At 46.4% G+C, this 16,199-nt stretch carries 13 protein-coding genes; 6 read left to right on the plus strand and 7 right to left on the minus strand.

Features of this window, described 5'->3' with window-relative positions:
• Nucleotide 1: 1 nt before the first annotated feature.
• From nrfD to nrfB, 3 genes are read right to left on the minus strand one after another with little or no spacing between them, the layout of a single operon-like run.
• On the minus strand, nucleotides 2-958 hold the full coding sequence (nrfD, locus tag EPB59_RS06715) for a cytochrome c nitrite reductase subunit NrfD (protein ID WP_154171966.1): 957 nt from the start codon (nucleotides 956-958) through the stop codon (nucleotides 2-4).
• Nucleotide 959: 1 nt separating this feature from the next.
• The gene (gene nrfC / locus EPB59_RS06720; RefSeq protein ID WP_154171968.1) at nucleotides 960-1,646 is read right to left on the minus strand and encodes a cytochrome c nitrite reductase Fe-S protein; all 687 of its coding nucleotides are present in this window, start codon (nucleotides 1,644-1,646) and stop codon (nucleotides 960-962) included.
• A gap of 1 nt (nucleotide 1,647) precedes the next feature.
• On the minus strand, nucleotides 1,648-2,235 hold the full coding sequence (nrfB, locus tag EPB59_RS06725; protein ID WP_154171970.1) for a cytochrome c nitrite reductase pentaheme subunit: 588 nt from the start codon (nucleotides 2,233-2,235) through the stop codon (nucleotides 1,648-1,650).
• Nucleotides 2,236-2,717: 482 nt separating this feature from the next.
• Here nrfB and nrfA point away from each other — a divergent pair, with 482 nt between their 5' ends.
• The gene (gene nrfA, locus EPB59_RS06730; protein ID WP_431355113.1) at nucleotides 2,718-4,103 is read left to right on the plus strand and encodes an ammonia-forming nitrite reductase cytochrome c552 subunit; all 1,386 of its coding nucleotides are present in this window, start codon (nucleotides 2,718-2,720) and stop codon (nucleotides 4,101-4,103) included.
• Between the two features lie 181 nt (nucleotides 4,104-4,284).
• Here nrfA and EPB59_RS06735 read toward each other — a convergent pair whose 3' ends face one another.
• Nucleotides 4,285-4,908: a TPR domain-containing protein gene (locus EPB59_RS06735; RefSeq protein ID WP_154171971.1), complete on the minus strand. Its 624-nt coding sequence runs from the start codon at nucleotides 4,906-4,908 to the stop codon at nucleotides 4,285-4,287.
• Nucleotides 4,909-5,083: 175 nt separating this feature from the next.
• A complete protein-coding gene (gyrA, locus tag EPB59_RS06740; RefSeq protein ID WP_154171973.1) occupies nucleotides 5,084-7,765 on the minus strand; it encodes a DNA topoisomerase (ATP-hydrolyzing) subunit A in 2,682 nt (893 codons plus the stop codon).
• Between the two features lie 350 nt (nucleotides 7,766-8,115).
• On the opposite strand from gyrA, the gene ubiG reads away from it, so the two are divergent.
• The 4 genes from ubiG to yfaE all read left to right on the plus strand — a co-directional run bounded on the left by ubiG (nucleotide 8,116) and on the right by yfaE (nucleotide 13,087).
• Nucleotides 8,116-8,853: a bifunctional 2-polyprenyl-6-hydroxyphenol methylase/3-demethylubiquinol 3-O-methyltransferase UbiG gene (gene ubiG, locus EPB59_RS06745; protein WP_154171975.1), complete on the plus strand. Its 738-nt coding sequence runs from the start codon at nucleotides 8,116-8,118 to the stop codon at nucleotides 8,851-8,853.
• Between the two features lie 448 nt (nucleotides 8,854-9,301).
• Nucleotides 9,302-11,584, plus strand: coding sequence for a class 1a ribonucleoside-diphosphate reductase subunit alpha (gene nrdA, locus EPB59_RS06750; RefSeq protein WP_154171977.1), 2,283 nt, complete (start codon nucleotides 9,302-9,304; stop codon nucleotides 11,582-11,584).
• Between the two features lie 91 nt (nucleotides 11,585-11,675).
• Complete coding sequence (gene nrdB / locus EPB59_RS06755; RefSeq protein WP_000331865.1) at nucleotides 11,676-12,809, plus strand: class Ia ribonucleoside-diphosphate reductase subunit beta; 1,134 nt, start codon at nucleotides 11,676-11,678, stop codon at nucleotides 12,807-12,809.
• Nucleotides 12,809-13,087 carry a class I ribonucleotide reductase maintenance protein YfaE gene (yfaE, locus tag EPB59_RS06760; RefSeq protein WP_154171979.1) on the plus strand — a complete coding sequence of 93 codons (279 nt, stop codon included), beginning with the start codon at nucleotides 12,809-12,811 and terminating at the stop codon, nucleotides 13,085-13,087. The genes nrdB and yfaE overlap by 1 nt, the downstream gene beginning before the upstream one ends.
• A 100-nt stretch (nucleotides 13,088-13,187) precedes the next feature.
• Here the strand turns inward: yfaE and EPB59_RS06765 are convergent, their stop codons facing one another.
• On the minus strand, nucleotides 13,188-13,442 hold the full coding sequence (locus EPB59_RS06765; RefSeq protein ID WP_000486264.1) for a hypothetical protein: 255 nt from the start codon (nucleotides 13,440-13,442) through the stop codon (nucleotides 13,188-13,190).
• Between the two features lie 249 nt (nucleotides 13,443-13,691).
• Nucleotides 13,692-14,930: a CinA family nicotinamide mononucleotide deamidase-related protein gene (locus tag EPB59_RS06770; RefSeq protein WP_195706937.1), complete on the minus strand. Its 1,239-nt coding sequence runs from the start codon at nucleotides 14,928-14,930 to the stop codon at nucleotides 13,692-13,694.
• A gap of 174 nt (nucleotides 14,931-15,104) precedes the next feature.
• On the opposite strand from EPB59_RS06770, the gene EPB59_RS06775 reads away from it, so the two are divergent.
• Nucleotides 15,105-16,001 carry a DUF3943 domain-containing protein gene (locus EPB59_RS06775; RefSeq protein WP_000914644.1) on the plus strand — a complete coding sequence of 299 codons (897 nt, stop codon included), beginning with the start codon at nucleotides 15,105-15,107 and terminating at the stop codon, nucleotides 15,999-16,001.
• The last annotated feature ends 198 nt before the right edge of the window (nucleotides 16,002-16,199 follow it).

Genomic DNA, 16,199 nt, shown 5'->3' on the forward strand with positions numbered 1-16,199 from the left:
CTCAAATGACGGTCATCTGTCCGGCGTACAACACAAAGGTACGCAACATTAACACCCCGAGTAAACTGAGCGAGGTGACAAACAGTACAAAGCCGAGCGAATGTTTGAGTGATTTAGGAGATAGCGCATTCAGCACCAAAGGCAACACCATGCCGAGTGCGATTACACCATACCAGAACCAGTTAGCCCAAAAGCCGCCTGAAATGGCATTCCATACTGAAGCCTGTGCTTGACCACCACTGAAAATCAGCCCAGTAAAGAAGGTCACCAACACAAACAATTCAAACAGTACTGTCGGGCGCTCAAATCTGTGCAGCCAGGCAATGCTTGGACTGTTCATCGGCTCTTTAAAGATCCACACCCCAACCATCAAACAAGCCGCGAAACCAGATGAAAGACTGGAGAATAAGAACAGGATTGGCAACACCGGATTATTCAGCATCGGATAAGTTTTTAATGCCGAAAGCAGGAAGCCCGTATAAGCCGCAAGAGTAATGGCTAAAATGGCGAGGAAAATTTCAATCCCATTTTCAAATTGCTTGGCTTTCAGCAGCAAACCATCCACAAAGGTGAATTTGCCATTCAAGAGCCGCATGATCACAGGTCTGAAAATAATCCCGATCCAAACGAACAGCACCGCCATATACACTTGGAACAAAATCACCCCCATCGACATCACTGAGGTGGGGTTGTAATAAATCATGATTTTCCAAAACTCGAGTGGCTTAGTGAGGTGAAAAATCAAAATCGTCAGGCCCGCAATAATTCCGAATGGTGCTAGCCAAGCGGTCGCTTTAATAATCCCATTTTCTGCCGCATCGCCTTGTATTACGTTGCGTTTCAAATAGAGCGAAATCATGACTGCACCAGCAGACATGCCTGCCAAAAATAAATAGATGGCAATAATCCAATCCCACACTAAAGAATCAAAATGAAAAGCGGTTTGTAAAGTGCTCATATTACACCTCCCCTTTCTGATGCGGGATCTTATACAGTTTAGGGCTGGTACCCAGCTGGACTTTATCTCGGTACACCGTGCGGGTCGCCAGCAGTTGATTGACTGCACTGGTCGGATCGTTTAGATCGCCAAATGTCAGCGCCTTAGTGGGGCAAGATTCCACACACGCAGGCTGTTTGCCTTGCGCCAAATTGGTATCTCGGCAAAAGTTACACTTATCCGCCGAATGAGTGACCGGATGGAAAAAGCGCACTTGATAAGGGCAAGCAGCAATGCAATAACCACAGCCCACACAGCGCTCCTTATGCACATCGACAATGCCTGTTGCTTCATCTTTGTAAGCAGCCCCTGTTGGGCAGACATACACACAAGGTGGATTCTCACAATGTTGGCAAGATTTGCGAGTAAAACGGTAATCCACATTCGGAAACTCACCTTGCGGAGCACTGCGAATAATCTCCAAACGGGAGACTCCTTCAGGCACTTTGTTCACTTCACGACAAGCTTCGGTACACGCGGTACAACCAATACAAGCGGTTTCATCATGTACCATGGCGTAACGTTTATTGTCTTCTTCCAGCACGGCTGCAAGCACATAGCGACTATTGATCACTGCCGTACCCGCAATGCCCGTGGTCATGATTAAAGCTCCGGAACCCGTGAGAAAATGACGTCTTGAACAGCTCATGTTATTTCTCCTCTTCCTTCGCTTTGAAATCGGAATGGCAATCGACACACAGCTTTATCTTCTGCTTGTGATCAAAGCTCAGCACTTTGGCATCCATGGCATGAACGGTGTGGCAGTTAGAGCAGGTGAGGTTTTTCGCGTGTACATCGTGCGTCCAACTTTTCTCACGGAGTGTGTCCGGTTGATGGCAGTCCATACAAACCTTGTTGGCTTGCAGGATCTGCTCTGGATCCAGATAAACCTTTTCGGTGCCTGGTTGCGATTGCGCACTGAAATATTTGGTCACATCCTCAGCACCATTACGGTGTTCAGGGCCAATATTGCTGTGGCAATTGGTACAGTTCAGATCACGCCCGGCTTGTTGCAACGCTTGCTCACTGTGCGATTCAAGCAGTGTATTTTTGGCATCCTTATGGCACTGAACACATTTGTAATCAGCATCACGGATGAAAGTGACTTCATGGCGTTGTGGAGATACCTCCGATTTTTTATCAGAAGATTCAGCAACGGCATAAATAGAATATCCATAGAGACAAAATGCAAGAAGTGACTTCAGCATTATGGCTATGGCAAATTGAACTTTGCCCATATTATCCTGTCCTTATTTCTGATATGGATTGTTATCAAAATCAGAAAAACAATTACTCTTGGTTTCGATTATTCACCAAATGCAATCTGTTCTTATTTTGGATAAGCCACAACGCTATATCAATAGCATATCTCCCCTTCTCTTATATGGGTATTTCTCAAGCAAGAATTGGTGAGGCATATCACCTAACTCATTAAAAATCATTTAATTTCAATAATTAACTGTTTTCTATTTATTTAGACAGCAAATACCACTTAAGGGGTATATTGGATTTTCTTGAAGCTTGGTCACAGTGGTAAATTGATCCAAAACAATGATTATTAATATGCCTTATTCTGTTTTTAGAAATATAAACAATAATGGCTTGTGCATTCTTCTTTCTTAATTTGGATATTCAGCACCACAACGCAGAAACCAACACGGAATATGGAGAAGCCATTGTGAAAAAGCACTGGATAAAACAATCAGCAGCATTGTTACTCATGAGCGCAACTTCCTTGGGAGTGGCGAGCTTTGGTGTGTCTGCAGAAACAGAAAACAAACTTGCAGATCCGCGTAACGAGACTTATCAGGTACAACACCCTGATCAATACAAGACATGGAAAGAGACGTCAGAGAGTAAACCTATCGAAGATGCTCTGGCGGAAGATCCCAACATGATTGTGTTATGGGCGGGCTACGGCTTTGCCAAAGACTACAACAAGGCTCGTGGGCACTTTTACGCATTAGATGATGTTCGCCAAACCTTGCGTACTGGCGGTCCAACCGATGCCAATTCAGGCCCAATGCCAATGGCCTGTTGGAGCTGTAAATCACCCGATGTGGCAAGAGTAATTGAAGAACGCGGTGAAGATGGCTATTTCGAAGGCAAATGGGCGCGTTTGGGTGAAGAAATTACTAACCCAATTGGTTGTGCGGACTGCCATGACACGCGCAGTGAAGCCTTCAAAAATGGTGAACCGGCACTGAAAATCACCCGTCCTTATGTCGAGCGTGCATATCAGGCGATTGGCAAGCCCTTTGATCAAATGTCACGCCTCGATCAACAAGCGGGTGTGTGTGGTCAGTGCCACGTGGAATACTATTTCGCAGGCCCCACCAAGGCTGTGAAATTCCCTTGGGATATGGGTACCGATGTGGATTCTATGGAGCGTTATTACGATGCGCTGAATTTCAGCGACTGGACGCACCAACTCTCCAAAGCCCCTATGATTAAGGCGCAGCACCCTGAGTATGAAACGTGGCGTGCTGGTATTCATGGCAAAAATAATGTGGTGTGTGCGGATTGCCACATGCCTAAGGTGAAAAACGAAGATGGAACAGTGTATACCGACCATAAAATCGGTAACCCATTTGATCGCTTTGAAAATACCTGTGCAAACTGCCATACCCAAAGCAAAGATGAGTTGAAAAACATTGTCGCGACTCGTAAAGCGCAAGTGTTGAAAATGAAGCTGACGGCTGAAAAACAGATCGTTGCAGCACACTTTGAAGCAGCAGCTGCATGGAAAGCCGGTGCAACGGAACAAGAAATGCAATCGATCTTGCAAGATATCCGTCATGCGCAATGGCGTTGGGATTACTCCATCGCTTCACATGGTGTGCACATGCATGCGCCTGAAGTAGCTTTAGAAGTGTTGGGAACCGCGGTGGATCGCGCGGCGGATGCACGTACTAAACTGGCGCGTCTATTAGCCACTAAAGGCATCACGGATCCGATTAAGCAACCGGATATCTCAAGCAAAGAGAAAGCCCAAGCAGCCTTAGGCATGGATATGGAGAAGATGAAAGCCGAGAAACAGCACTTCCTCGATACTGTCGTTCCTGAATGGGATAAGAAAGCCGAGCAACGCGAAGCGGACTATTAGACGAAAAGTCAGTAGACGCTAGAAGTCAGGGTTTAAGCCTCGATTCTGCACTCTCGTGACATTGACATAGAGTGCCTTCAACGAAAAGCCAACAGTGCGTTGGCTTTTCTTCTATTTAAACAAGATAAGTTCAAACAAAATAACGGCTTCGAGTCGAAGGTAGCTAGTGCTTGGTGACGATTTAGCTGGCTTTGACCACTCGTGATTTCGCCAGCTCCAATTGTTGAATGATTTTGGCTCTATCGAGAGCGAGATCGGGCGAGTCCAATAAATGCAGCCAAGTTTCCACTGCCTGCTGATAACGAAAGCTGATCATGTGGTCTTGAGCAATCAGTGTTAGTGCCGTTTCATTAAATGGTTCAATTTCTAAAGCCGTATTCAAAAGCTGAGTTACTTCATCATTCATGTTTTGCTTATGTTGATAGTAAAGCGCTGTCGCTTTCGCGGCATATTGGTTAGCGGTCGGAAACTCGGTCAATCGAATCGCGTAATCAAAACATTGTGTTGCAGCGGGAAAATCACTCTCCAATAAATAGCCTTGCCCCAAAGAGAACCATACATCGGCTTGATTGGGATCTTTACGTAACGCTTCCTGCAAATCACTCATTGTCTGAGTCAGTGATTTTGTTTCGGCCTTAACTTGGGCTTTAGGCTCTGGCTGCTGCATCCATAAAAAAAGACCCACGCTCACCATAGTCACAATTCCGACAAACCCAACTGCGACTCGGCGCGGGGTTCGAATCAATAGATAAATCGCCATTGCCACTACCGCAGCGACACCCAGTATCAGCGTCATCCCATCCATATTGACTCCTTAACCATTTGCCCAGCCAGTATAACTAAGTGTTTGTGAGAAAACTGAGTGGGGCTTATAGGCTGTAAGCGGGATCAAAAAAGCCGGACGATTGTCCGGCTTTGATTAGGCACTTTATGAATTTCCCCGACCTAAGTGTGATTAGGTGGAGATATGACAGAGCAGATTACTCTTCTTCACCATCATCTTGTGCAACAGGTGCATCGTTCTCAACGAGTGCTTCTTCGCCTTCTGGCAATTCAGATTCTTCGATTTCATCGATACGCTGCAGACCCACCACACTTTCACCTTCCGAAGTACGGATTAAGGTAACGCCTTGTGTATTACGGCCCACTTGGCTTACTTCCGCCACGCGAGTACGTACCAATGTGCCGGCATTGGTGATCATCATGAACTCATCACCCTCGGCCACTTGTACTGCACCCACTACGCTGCCGTTACGCTCAGAGACTTTGATCGAAACCACACCCTGAGTACCACGACCTTTGGTTGGGTATTCAGACAAGCTGGTACGCTTACCGTAACCATTTTCGGTTACTGTAAGCACATCACCTTCGGCCTTCGGTACGATAAGCGATACTACTTGGTCGCCGTCAGCCAGTTTCATGCCACGAACGCCCGCAGCGGTACGACCCATTGGTCTTACACCTTTGAACTTGATCTCTGGCTGGCCATTTTCATCAAGAACGGGTTGACCATTTTCATCCACAACCGCGGTTTCTTCGGACTCTTTAAAGCGAACCACTTTACCGAATTTAGAGAACAGCATAATTTCGCTTTCGCCATCGGTGATATCCACACCAATCAGCGAGTCTTCGTCACGCAGGTTGAGCGCAATCAAACCATTCGCACGAACGTTGGCAAACTGATCCAGTGACGTTTTCTTCACAGTACCGTCACCGGTTGCCATGAAGATGAATTTATCTTCGCTAAACTCAGTCACTGGCAGAATCGCTGTAATACGCTCGTTTTCTTCCAGAGGAAGCAGGTTCACGATTGGCTTACCACGTGCAGTACGGCTTGCCAACGGCAGTTGGTAAACCTTCATACGGTAAGTTTTGCCGCGAGTTGAGAACAGCAGAATGTTATCGTGAGTATTGGCAACCAGAAGACGTTCAATGTAGTCCTCTTCTTTCATTTTGGTTGCGCTCTTACCTTTACCACCACGACGCTGTGCTTCGTAGTCACTCAGTAATTGATACTTCACATAACCTTCGTGTGACAGAGTCACAACCACATCTTCACGGGCGATCAGCTCTTCCATGTCGATGTCGTGGGTTGCTGCAGTAATTTCAGTGCGGCGCGCATCGCTAAAGCCAGCGCGAATCGCTTCAAGCTCTTCACGGATCACTTCCATCAAGCGCTCTGTACTCGCCAGAATGTGCATCAACGCCGCGATTTCTTCGAGAAGTTGCTTGTACTCATCGAGGATCTTCTCGTGCTCTAGACCAGTCAGCTTGTGCAGACGCAGATCCAGAATCGCTTGCGCTTGTTGCTCAGTCAGGAAGTACTTGCCATCGCGGATGCCGTATTGTGGCTCAAGCCACTCAGGACGCGCAGCATCAGTACCCGCACGCTCAAGCATCGCAGCAACGTTGCCAAGATCCCAACCACGGGCAATTAAGCCTTCTTTTGCTTCTGCAGGCGTGGCGGCATGACGGATCAGTTCGATGATCTCATCAATGTTCGCCAGAGCCAGTGCCAAACCTTCAAGGATATGGGCACGCTCACGCGCTTTGCGCAGTTCAAAAATAGTACGACGAGTCACCACTTCACGGCGATGGTCGACGAAACACTTCAGCATCTCTTTCAGGTTAAACAGCTTAGGCTGACCGTTATCGAGTGCCACCATGTTGATACCGAAAGTGGTTTGCAGCTGAGTGTTGGCATACAGGTTGTTCAGAACCACTTCGCCAACCGCATCACGCTTACACTCAATCACAATGCGCATACCGTCTTTATCAGACTCGTCACGCAGTGCACTGATGCCTTCGACTTTCTTCTCTTTCACCAACTCAGCGATTTTTTCGATCAAGCGAGCTTTGTTCACTTGATAAGGGATTTCGCTGACGATGATGGTTTCTTTGCCGTTCTTATCGGTTTCGATTTCCGCTTTCGAGCGCATGTAAACCTTGCCACGGCCGGTTTTGTACGCGTCAATGATGCCTTTACGGCCACTGATCAGCGCTGCGGTTGGGAAATCTGGACCAGGAATGTAATCCATCAACTCATCAATGGTGATCGCTTCATTATCGATGTAGGCTAAACAGCCATCGATCACTTCACCTAAGTTGTGCGGAGGAATATTGGTTGCCATACCCACCGCAATACCGGATGAACCGTTGATCAGCAGGTTCGGAATCTTCGTCGGCAATACCGCAGGGATCTGCTCGGTGCCGTCATAGTTCGGCACGTAGTCAACGGTTTCTTTGTCTAGGTCTGCCAAGAGTTCGTGCGCGATTTTCGACATACGAACTTCGGTATAACGCATTGCCGCCGCGGAGTCGCCGTCGATCGAGCCAAAGTTACCTTGGCCATCGACCAACATGTAACGAAGTGAGAAAGGCTGCGCCATACGCACGATGGTGTCGTAAACCGCACTATCACCATGAGGGTGATATTTACCGATTACGTCACCTACCACACGGGCAGATTTTTTATAGGCTTTGTTCCAGTCGTTGCCCAGCACATTCATCGCGAACAGTACGCGTCGGTGTACTGGTTTAAGGCCATCACGCACATCAGGAAGAGCACGACCCACGATAACCGACATCGCGTAGTCCAAATACGAACTGCGTAGCTCGTCTTCGATGTTTACGGGCGTGATCTCTTTAGCTAGATCGCTCATAGAGCCATTATCCCTCTATAGTTTGATCGGTATACCCAAATTCTTACTGAAACGGGGCTCACTACAAGATTGAGCGCCAAGTCAGTCGAGAACTGGATATTCTTGATACTTATAAGGTGAAAAAATATAACACATGTTTCCACGCTTCGGCATTACTTTCCCTGACCTTTTATCAGGTTGTGACCTTGGTTGCGTCTTAAATGCCGAGAATTTACACATTCCTTGCACTTGGCAAAGTTAGATGGTTGTTTTTTAAACGCTCATCGTCAAATCTGGCATCTCAACTGGTGCGATTTACTCAGCGCGCTATAATGCCACTCTTCACGGATGCGTAACACAGGCGATACAAGATGGCTTCAATAGACTTGGCTTCGACACCACTGACAGCAACACAGAACGTCGATCCTAATGAAATCAAAAAATTTGAGGATATGGCTTCCCGTTGGTGGGATCTGGAAGGCGAATTCAAGCCTTTACACCAGATCAACCCTCTACGTTTGAACTATGTGCTAGAAAAAGCCAATGGCCTGTTTGGGAAGAGGGTTTTGGATGTCGGCTGTGGTGGCGGCATTTTAGCCGAAAGCATGGCGCGCGAAGGCGCACAAGTGACTGGTCTTGATATGGGTAAAGAACCGTTAGAAGTGGCACGTTTGCATGCTCTCGAAACTGGCACGAAACTGGCCTACATCCAAAGCACTGTTGAAGATCATGCGACTGCCAACCCGCAAACGTATGATGTGGTAACTTGCATGGAGATGCTGGAGCACGTTCCTGACCCACTTTCGGTAATTCAGTCTTGCGCCAAACTGGTTAAACCCGGTGGTCATGTGTTCTTCTCTACGCTTAACCGCAACTTTAAGTCCTATCTGTTTGCGATCGTGGGTGCAGAAAAGCTGCTGAAAATCGTTCCGGAAGGCACGCATGACCACAATAAATTCATTCGTCCATCTGAATTATTGAAGATGATTGACCAAACCGCGTTGCAAGAACAAGGCATCACCGGCTTACTTTATAATCCGCTGACCGATACCTACCGTTTAGGTGCCAATGTCGATGTCAATTACATCGTCCATACCCGCCTAATTTAACGCATAGACAACGCTAAAAAATCGCCGCGGTAGCACAGGTTACCGCACTTTTTTAGTCTATTTTTCGTGCGTTTGATTCCATTTTGAACGATCCAATTTCAGCGTAAATTTTTCCTTAAAGATCAAGAAAATTTTTTTCGTTTGTGGTTACGAATAAAGCGATGTGGAAAAGGCAGTTTTTTACAATCAACTCTGCTCTTTGATCATCAGTAAGTGGGCACTAACTGATTTTTTTAATTTTGCTAGTTATCCACAATCTGTCCCCTAACTGTAACTTGCAATAGGCCTCTCATAGCACTATCTTGTAACCCGAACACTGAAGCACCCCTACATATAGTGTTTATGACTCTATATGTAGGGCGAGCTTGATCACAAAAGCCGCGATTCAATTTACAAGAATTAGACAAAAATACGGCTTTTATCAGTTTTGTTAGGGAAATGAAGCAGAATGAACCAACAACTTACTGTCACCAAGCGTGATGGCCGCAAAGAAACTATTGATTTGGATAAGATCCACCGAGTGATCACTTGGGCTGCCGAAGGACTGCAAAACGTTTCTGTCTCTCAAGTAGAACTGCGCGCTCATATTCAGTTCTATGATGGCATTACGACCTCAGACATCCATGAAACTATCATCAAGTCGGCGGCGGATCTGATTTCTGAAGAAACGCCGGACTACCAATATCTTGCTGCGCGCCTTGCGGTTTTCCACCTGCGCAAAAAGGCTTATGGGGAATATGAGCCGCCAACGCTGTTCAAACACGTGACCAATATGGTCGAGAAAGGCAAATACGATAAACATTTGCTAGAAGACTATACCCGTGAAGAGCTGGAACTGATGGATCAGTTCATTGACCACCGTCGTGATCTGGATTTCTCTTACGCTGCGGTGAAACAGCTTGAGGGCAAATATTTCGTACAGAACCGTGTGACGGGTCAAATCTACGAAAGTGCACAGTTCCTGTACATTTTGGTGGCTGCTTGCCTATTTGCTAAGTATCCCAAAGAGACGCGACTTGACTACATCAAGCGTTTCTATGATGCGACGTCGACCTTTAAGATCTCGCTGCCAACGCCAATTATGTCGGGTGTACGTACTCCGACTCGTCAGTTTAGCTCTTGTGTGCTGATTGAGTGTGGCGACAGCCTAGATTCTATCAATGCAACGGCGAGCTCGATTGTTCGCTACGTTTCTCAACGTGCCGGTATTGGTATCAACGCAGGTCGTATTCGTGCGCTGGGTTCGGAAATCCGTGGTGGCGAAGCGTTCCACACTGGCTGTATCCCATTTTACAAGTACTTCCAAACGGCGGTGAAATGCTGCTCGCAAGGCGGTGTTCGTGGTGGTGCAGCAACTGTGTTCTACCCTCTATGGCATGGTGAAGCGGAATCTCTGCTGGTTCTGAAGAACAACCGTGGTGTAGAAGAGAACCGTGTTCGTCATATGGATTACGGTGTTCAGCTCAACAAACTGATGTACAAGCGTCTGGTTGAAGGCGGCAACATTACCCTATTCTCTCCTTCTGATGTTCCTGGACTGTACGATGCGTTCTTCCAAGATCAGGATGAATTCGAACGCCTGTACGTGAAGTACGAAAACGATCCTTCTATTAAGAAGAAAACCGTTAAAGCGCTGGAAATCTTTACTCTGCTGATGCAAGAGCGTGCCTCAACAGGCCGTATCTACATTCAGAACGTAGACCACTGTAACACGCACAGCCCATTTGATGCGGCCGTTGCGCCTGTGCGTCAATCAAACCTGTGTCTGGAAATCGCGCTGCCAACTTCACCACTGGCGAATGTGGAAGATGAAAGCGGTGAAATTGCCCTGTGTACCCTTTCTGCATTTAACTTAGGTGCAATTCAGTCACTGGATGATTTTGAAGAGCTGTCTGACCTTGTGGTTCGTGCTCTGGATGCACTGTTGGATTACCAAGACTACCCACTGCCTGCGGCACGTCGTTCTTCAATGAACCGCCGTACTCTGGGTGTAGGCGTGATCAACTACGCTTACTACCTAGCGAAAAACGGCGTGAAATACTCTGATGGCAGCGCAAATGGTCTGACTCATCGCACATTTGAAGCCATGCAGTATCACCTGCTACGTGCTTCAATGAAGCTCGCGAAAGAACAAGGTCGTTGCCCACTGTTCCATGAGACTAACTACGCGAAAGGCTTGATGCCTATCGATACTTACAAGAAAGATATCGATCTCGTATGTGCAGAACCTCTGCATTACGACTGGGACAAGCTACGCCATGAGATCATGGAACACGGTCTGCGTAACTCGACTCTGACTGCATTGATGCCATCAGAGACTTCATCGCAAATCTCTAACGCGACTAACGGTATCGAGCCACCACGTGGTTATGTTTCGGTAAAAGCGTCAAAAGATGGCATCCTGAAGCAAGTGGTTCCTGAATTCACTCGCTTTAAAGAGAACTATGAACTGCTGTGGAACATCGGTTCGAACGACGGCTATCTGCACTTAGTGGGTATCATGCAAAAGTTCGTTGACCAAGCGATCTCAGCCAATACTAACTACGATCCAAGTAATTTCGATTCAGGCAAAGTACCGATGAAGAAACTACTGCAAGATCTGCTGACAGCGTACAAGTTTGGTGTAAAAACGCTGTACTACCATAACACTCGTGATGGCGCGAAAGACGAGCAAACTGATGCTGTCAAAGTGCAAGAAGATGATTGCGCAAGCGGTGCTTGTAAAATCTAAGCTTATTCAAGCTAAACCACGAGATAATAGTTTAACTCTTTGATTTGCATGCCTCTTGCTCAGGCAAGAGGCCAAACGGATGAAGGCAACAATGGCTTACAGTACTTTTACCCAAAAAAAGAATGACCAACTAAAAGAACCTATGTTTCTTGGTCAGCCTGTCAACGTCGCACGTTACGACCAACAAAAATATGAAATCTTCGAGAAGCTGATTGAAAAGCAACTCTCCTTCTTCTGGCGTCCGGAAGAAGTGGATGTGTCAAGCGATCGTATTGATTACGGCAAACTGCCTGATCATGAGAAGCACATTTTCATTTCGAACCTGAAATACCAAACTCTGCTCGATTCAATTCAAGGCCGCAGCCCGAACGTAGCACTGCTACCGTTGGTTTCACTGCCTGAACTGGAAACGTGGATTGAGACTTGGTCTTTCTCTGAGACCATTCACTCACGCTCATACACGCACATCATCCGTAACATCGTGAATGATCCTGCGGTGGTGTTTGACGATATCGTTGAAAACGAGCACATCCTCAAGCGTGCGAAAGACATCGCCCACTACTACGATGATTTGATCCAGTTAACTAACGACTACCACCGTTACGGTGAGGGCCAACATCAGATCAACGGTGAAACAGTTAATGTTTCCCTCAAAAATCTGAAGAAGAAACTGTATCTGTGCTTAATGTCAGTCAATGCGCTGGAAGCGATCCGCTTTTACGTAAGTTTTGCCTGTTCATTTGCGTTTGCAGAACGTGAGTTGATGGAAGGCAATGCGAAGATCATCAAACTGATTGCGCGTGATGAAGCTCTGCACCTGACAGGTACTCAGCACATGCTCAACCTCCTGCGCAACGGTATGGACGATTTCACCTTCCTGCAAGTTGCAGAAGAGTGTAAACAAGAAAGTTTTGATCTGTTCAAAGAAGCGGCAGAGCAGGAAAAAGAGTGGGCAGCTTACTTGTTCAAAGACGGTTCGATGATTGGCCTTAACAAAGATATTTTGTGCCAGTACGTTGAGTACATTACCAACATTCGTATGCAAGCCGTGGGTCTTGAGCCAGCTTACCCAACTGCGACCACCAACCCGATTCCTTGGATCAATGCTTGGTTATCTTCTGATAACGTACAAGTTGCTCCTCAAGAAGCTGAAATCAGTTCTTACTTGGTTGGCCAAATCGACAACGAAGTTAGCACCGATGATTTCGAGGGCTTTGAACTGTAATGGCGGCAATCAAAATCAACAAACTGCTGACCATTGAGTCTAACCCTAGCCACACCCTGCTTGAAAGCATGGAAAAAGCGGGGTTAGATCCAGAATACAACTGTCGCGACGGGCATTGCGGTGCCTGTCGTTGTCAATTGATCTCTGGTGAAGTCGAGTATGTTGGTTTTGCGATGGCGTACACGCAAGGTAACGAAATTTTGCCGTGCATATGCCGCGCAAAATCAGCATTGGAAATCGAGCAGGTCGCTTATCAGCTCAAAGCTAAACGCGCGTAGTATACACATTAACCAATGCTGACGACCTAATCCGCTGCGTTTAAATTGGTTTGAGATTCGCACGTATCCACAGCTTCAACGAAAATGATCTAGCCAGAGCTTACGCTCTGGCTCTATTGACACCACACAAAATCGCATCTGCGGTTCTCATCGATACCCATTTATTACCGATTTCGCGTCCACCATCATCAAACAGGGATAACCAATACCCCTGATTACTGGCGTGATCAAATTGCGTTGGGGCATGTAACCATAGCGAAACCACATCCTCAGTTCCGTCGCTATGTGCTTCTCCTAAAACCACTTTTTGACTGGCGATTCTATACCAAACCAAGATTTTCGAGTGTTGAAACATGTCAGCCTCCTGCCGCCACTTTTCGGGGGAGAGGTCAGTGTACAGATTCAAAACAGCGTTTAAAGCCTCTCTTTTGAGACAAATCTCGCTCTCTAAGTAAATCATCCGCTTATTGATTAGACAAAATACGCATAACGAAAGCCAAACCATCAACAAGCAGAATAAGTAGTCGATTCATTCAGTTAACACCGAACGGAGAACCCTATAAAAATTCATAAAAATCAAAATATTACCCTAAGTTTTTGATTTTTAATTGAGCGCACTTTTCGGTAGATACATCTCTTTAATTCGTTCAACGGCACTGTAACCGACAAACATCGGTCGCCCCGTGAGATAGCGCAAAAGCATGTCTGCAGCCAGCGTCGCGATCCACTCTTTTTGTTCTTGTACCGAAAAACGACGGACAAACTTTAACGTTTGCCCCCATTCACCATTTGGGGTTGAAAGCGCAACCGAGACTTGCTCATCCTTCAATGCTCCTGTCACCAAGGCCATTTGAGTGCCACATTTATCTTTGGTGGCACCAGCCAATGCAAAGGCAGCGGCAAGCGGATCTTGTTGAGCTAGTTCAGAGGAAACTTTGTGGCTCAAAATCCAAGACGGCCCGGCTAAAGCTTCGATTTGCGGCTCGCCCAATAGCCAGCTTGATAGCCAACCTTGGGTCACTTGCTCTGCAAACGCCAGCGAAAGACCTTTTTCCGTCATCATATGCCCAAGATACGCCAGCATGGGTTCATCGATACTGACAACATATTGTTCCAAATGCGCATGAATGATTTTCAGCAAACTCAAACGGCGTTCATCATCTTGCTCAGGACCAAACAGCTTAACCTCGATAAATGGCAAATATGAGCGGTAACCCAAGGTATACCCTTCTGGTAAATGCATTTTATCCAATTTATCTGAAATCGAAGATTCCGAAGTACCAAAGGTATACAAGCGGCTGCATTGCTGCCCTAACACGGAAGGAAATTGCCGTTGTAAATCCGGCAAAATCTGCTCGCTGACCATTTTGTAAAACTCTTTGGGAACCCCTGGGGTAAAGTAGAACCAACAATCGTTGATCTGCATTTTAAAGCCACAAGCAGTACCCACTGGGTTATCAATCAATTCTGCATTCGCGGGTAACATCGCTTGCTTACGGTTACTGTCAGGCATGGCTCGACCGCGTCCAGCAAAAAAGGCCTCAAGTTGGCTCAGCCAATGGGCATTCATAACCAACGGTTGTTCGGCTGCCTGAGCTGCGGCTTCCGCGGTCATATCATCGCTGGTTGGCCCTAGCCCTCCATTGACGATTACAACATCCGAGTTAAAACTCAGCATCATCAGTTCTTCAATAAGTGCAGGTTGGTTATCTCCAACGGTCGAACGTTTAGACAGCGAGAAACCATGCTGATAAAACTCGCGCGCAAGCCAAGCTGCGTTAGAGTCCACAATATCACCATGCAAAACTTCTTCGCCGGTACTAAGCATTGCTATTTTCAACATATTTGCCATCCTGATGTTAATGCTGTTGCTATATTGGCTTACAATAAGCCAATAGAAAAGAACGTTGTATCCATTACGCAATTTCAAACTACTTTTAATTAGCAGTTTTCTTGTTGGTCGTTTTATGGATAATTGTGACCCTGATCGATTAATTACCTATTAATGGAGACATCTGTGCTCAAGAAAAACATCACCACCATGATGTTGTTGACATTTTCTGCCTGCGTAAACGCACAACAAGATGTGAACTTACAATCCGATTTTGCCTATCAAGCAGGCTGTGAGCAGACCGGCTGCTATTCAAGCAATTATTATACCCAATCGCTCAGTGATCCTTTTTCTTTGAGTCTCAACAGCACGTCGTCACTCAAACTCGACGAGCCACTCCCAAAATATTTAATGGTGCAAGACACTCGCGATTGGGATTATCTAAAAGGCCAAACCTATACCATCTTAGGTCTGAGTGTTATGACCGCCGGCTTGATGACTTTACTCCCTGAATCGATTACAAAATGGGATGCCGAAGATCGCAACCTCAGCGGACTTGGCAAAAAGTGGAAAGATAACGTCACGGCAGGTCCAACATGGGATCGTGACGAACATTTTCTCAACTACATTATGCATCCCTACTTCGGTGGTGTTTATTACACTGCGGCACGTCATGCAGGTTTTAACGAGTTTGAGTCCTTCCTCTACTCGGCAACCATGTCGACCTTTTTCTGGGAATACGGCGTCGAATCTTTCGCAGAAGTGCCTTCATGGCAAGACATTTTCATCACGCCATTCTTCGGTGCAGTGGTCGGTGAACTGATGTTTGAAGCTGAACAGAACATTGTCGCCAATGGTGGCGAAGTGATGGGTTCAGATACCGTTGGTGGAGTAACCTTATTCTTCCTCAACCCTATCGGTCATGTGCATGGTTGGGTAAGCAGCGCATGGGGTGGTTCAGCAGATGTATCCTTCCAAAATAGCCCATGGAGCAATAACCCTGACGCAGCAAAATATGCGTTGGATGCGGGCGTTCCGTATGATTCTCAATACTACGGTGTAAACCTAAAAATCACTTTCTAATCTCTCAATCAGGCCATCTTCGATGGCCTGATTCTTGCCGTTTCAAAGAAACAACGCCTGAAAAATGTGTGGCATAAGTAGAATTATTGTCTCTTTACTGCTACTGCCTGCTCAAAAATTGACTCACATCAATTCTCAAGCTTATTAAGCTCCTACACTCAAAAAGAGCACAAAGCGAATTCCTTATCAGGAGGCCAA

The organism is Vibrio metoecus, from assembly GCF_009665255.1.
Taxonomy (GTDB): Bacteria; Pseudomonadota; Gammaproteobacteria; order Enterobacterales; family Vibrionaceae; genus Vibrio; species Vibrio metoecus_B.

Excerpts from the sequence above, each read along its gene's own strand:
- nrfD (WP_154171966.1), bottom strand. The coding sequence starts at position 958 with ATGAGCACTTTACAAACCGCTTTTCATTTTGATTCTTTAGTGTGGGAT.
- nrfC (WP_154171968.1), bottom strand. The coding sequence starts at position 1,646 with ATGAGCTGTTCAAGACGTCATTTTCTCACGGGTTCCGGAGCTTTAATC.
- ubiG (WP_154171975.1), top strand. The coding sequence starts at position 8,116 with ATGGCTTCAATAGACTTGGCTTCGACACCACTGACAGCAACACAGAAC.
- yfaE (WP_154171979.1), top strand. The coding sequence starts at position 12,809 with ATGGCGGCAATCAAAATCAACAAACTGCTGACCATTGAGTCTAACCCT.
- nrfA (WP_431355113.1), top strand. The coding sequence starts at position 2,718 with ATGAGCGCAACTTCCTTGGGAGTGGCGAGCTTTGGTGTGTCTGCAGAA.
- nrdA (WP_154171977.1), top strand. The coding sequence starts at position 9,302 with ATGAACCAACAACTTACTGTCACCAAGCGTGATGGCCGCAAAGAAACT.
- EPB59_RS06765 (WP_000486264.1), bottom strand. The coding sequence starts at position 13,442 with ATGTTTCAACACTCGAAAATCTTGGTTTGGTATAGAATCGCCAGTCAA.
- EPB59_RS06735 (WP_154171971.1), bottom strand. The coding sequence starts at position 4,908 with ATGGATGGGATGACGCTGATACTGGGTGTCGCTGCGGTAGTGGCAATG.
- EPB59_RS06770 (WP_195706937.1), bottom strand. The coding sequence starts at position 14,930 with ATGTTGAAAATAGCAATGCTTAGTACCGGCGAAGAAGTTTTGCATGGT.
- gyrA (WP_154171973.1), bottom strand. The coding sequence starts at position 7,765 with ATGAGCGATCTAGCTAAAGAGATCACGCCCGTAAACATCGAAGACGAG.
- nrdB (WP_000331865.1), top strand. The coding sequence starts at position 11,676 with ATGGCTTACAGTACTTTTACCCAAAAAAAGAATGACCAACTAAAAGAA.
- nrfB (WP_154171970.1), bottom strand. The coding sequence starts at position 2,235 with ATGGGCAAAGTTCAATTTGCCATAGCCATAATGCTGAAGTCACTTCTT.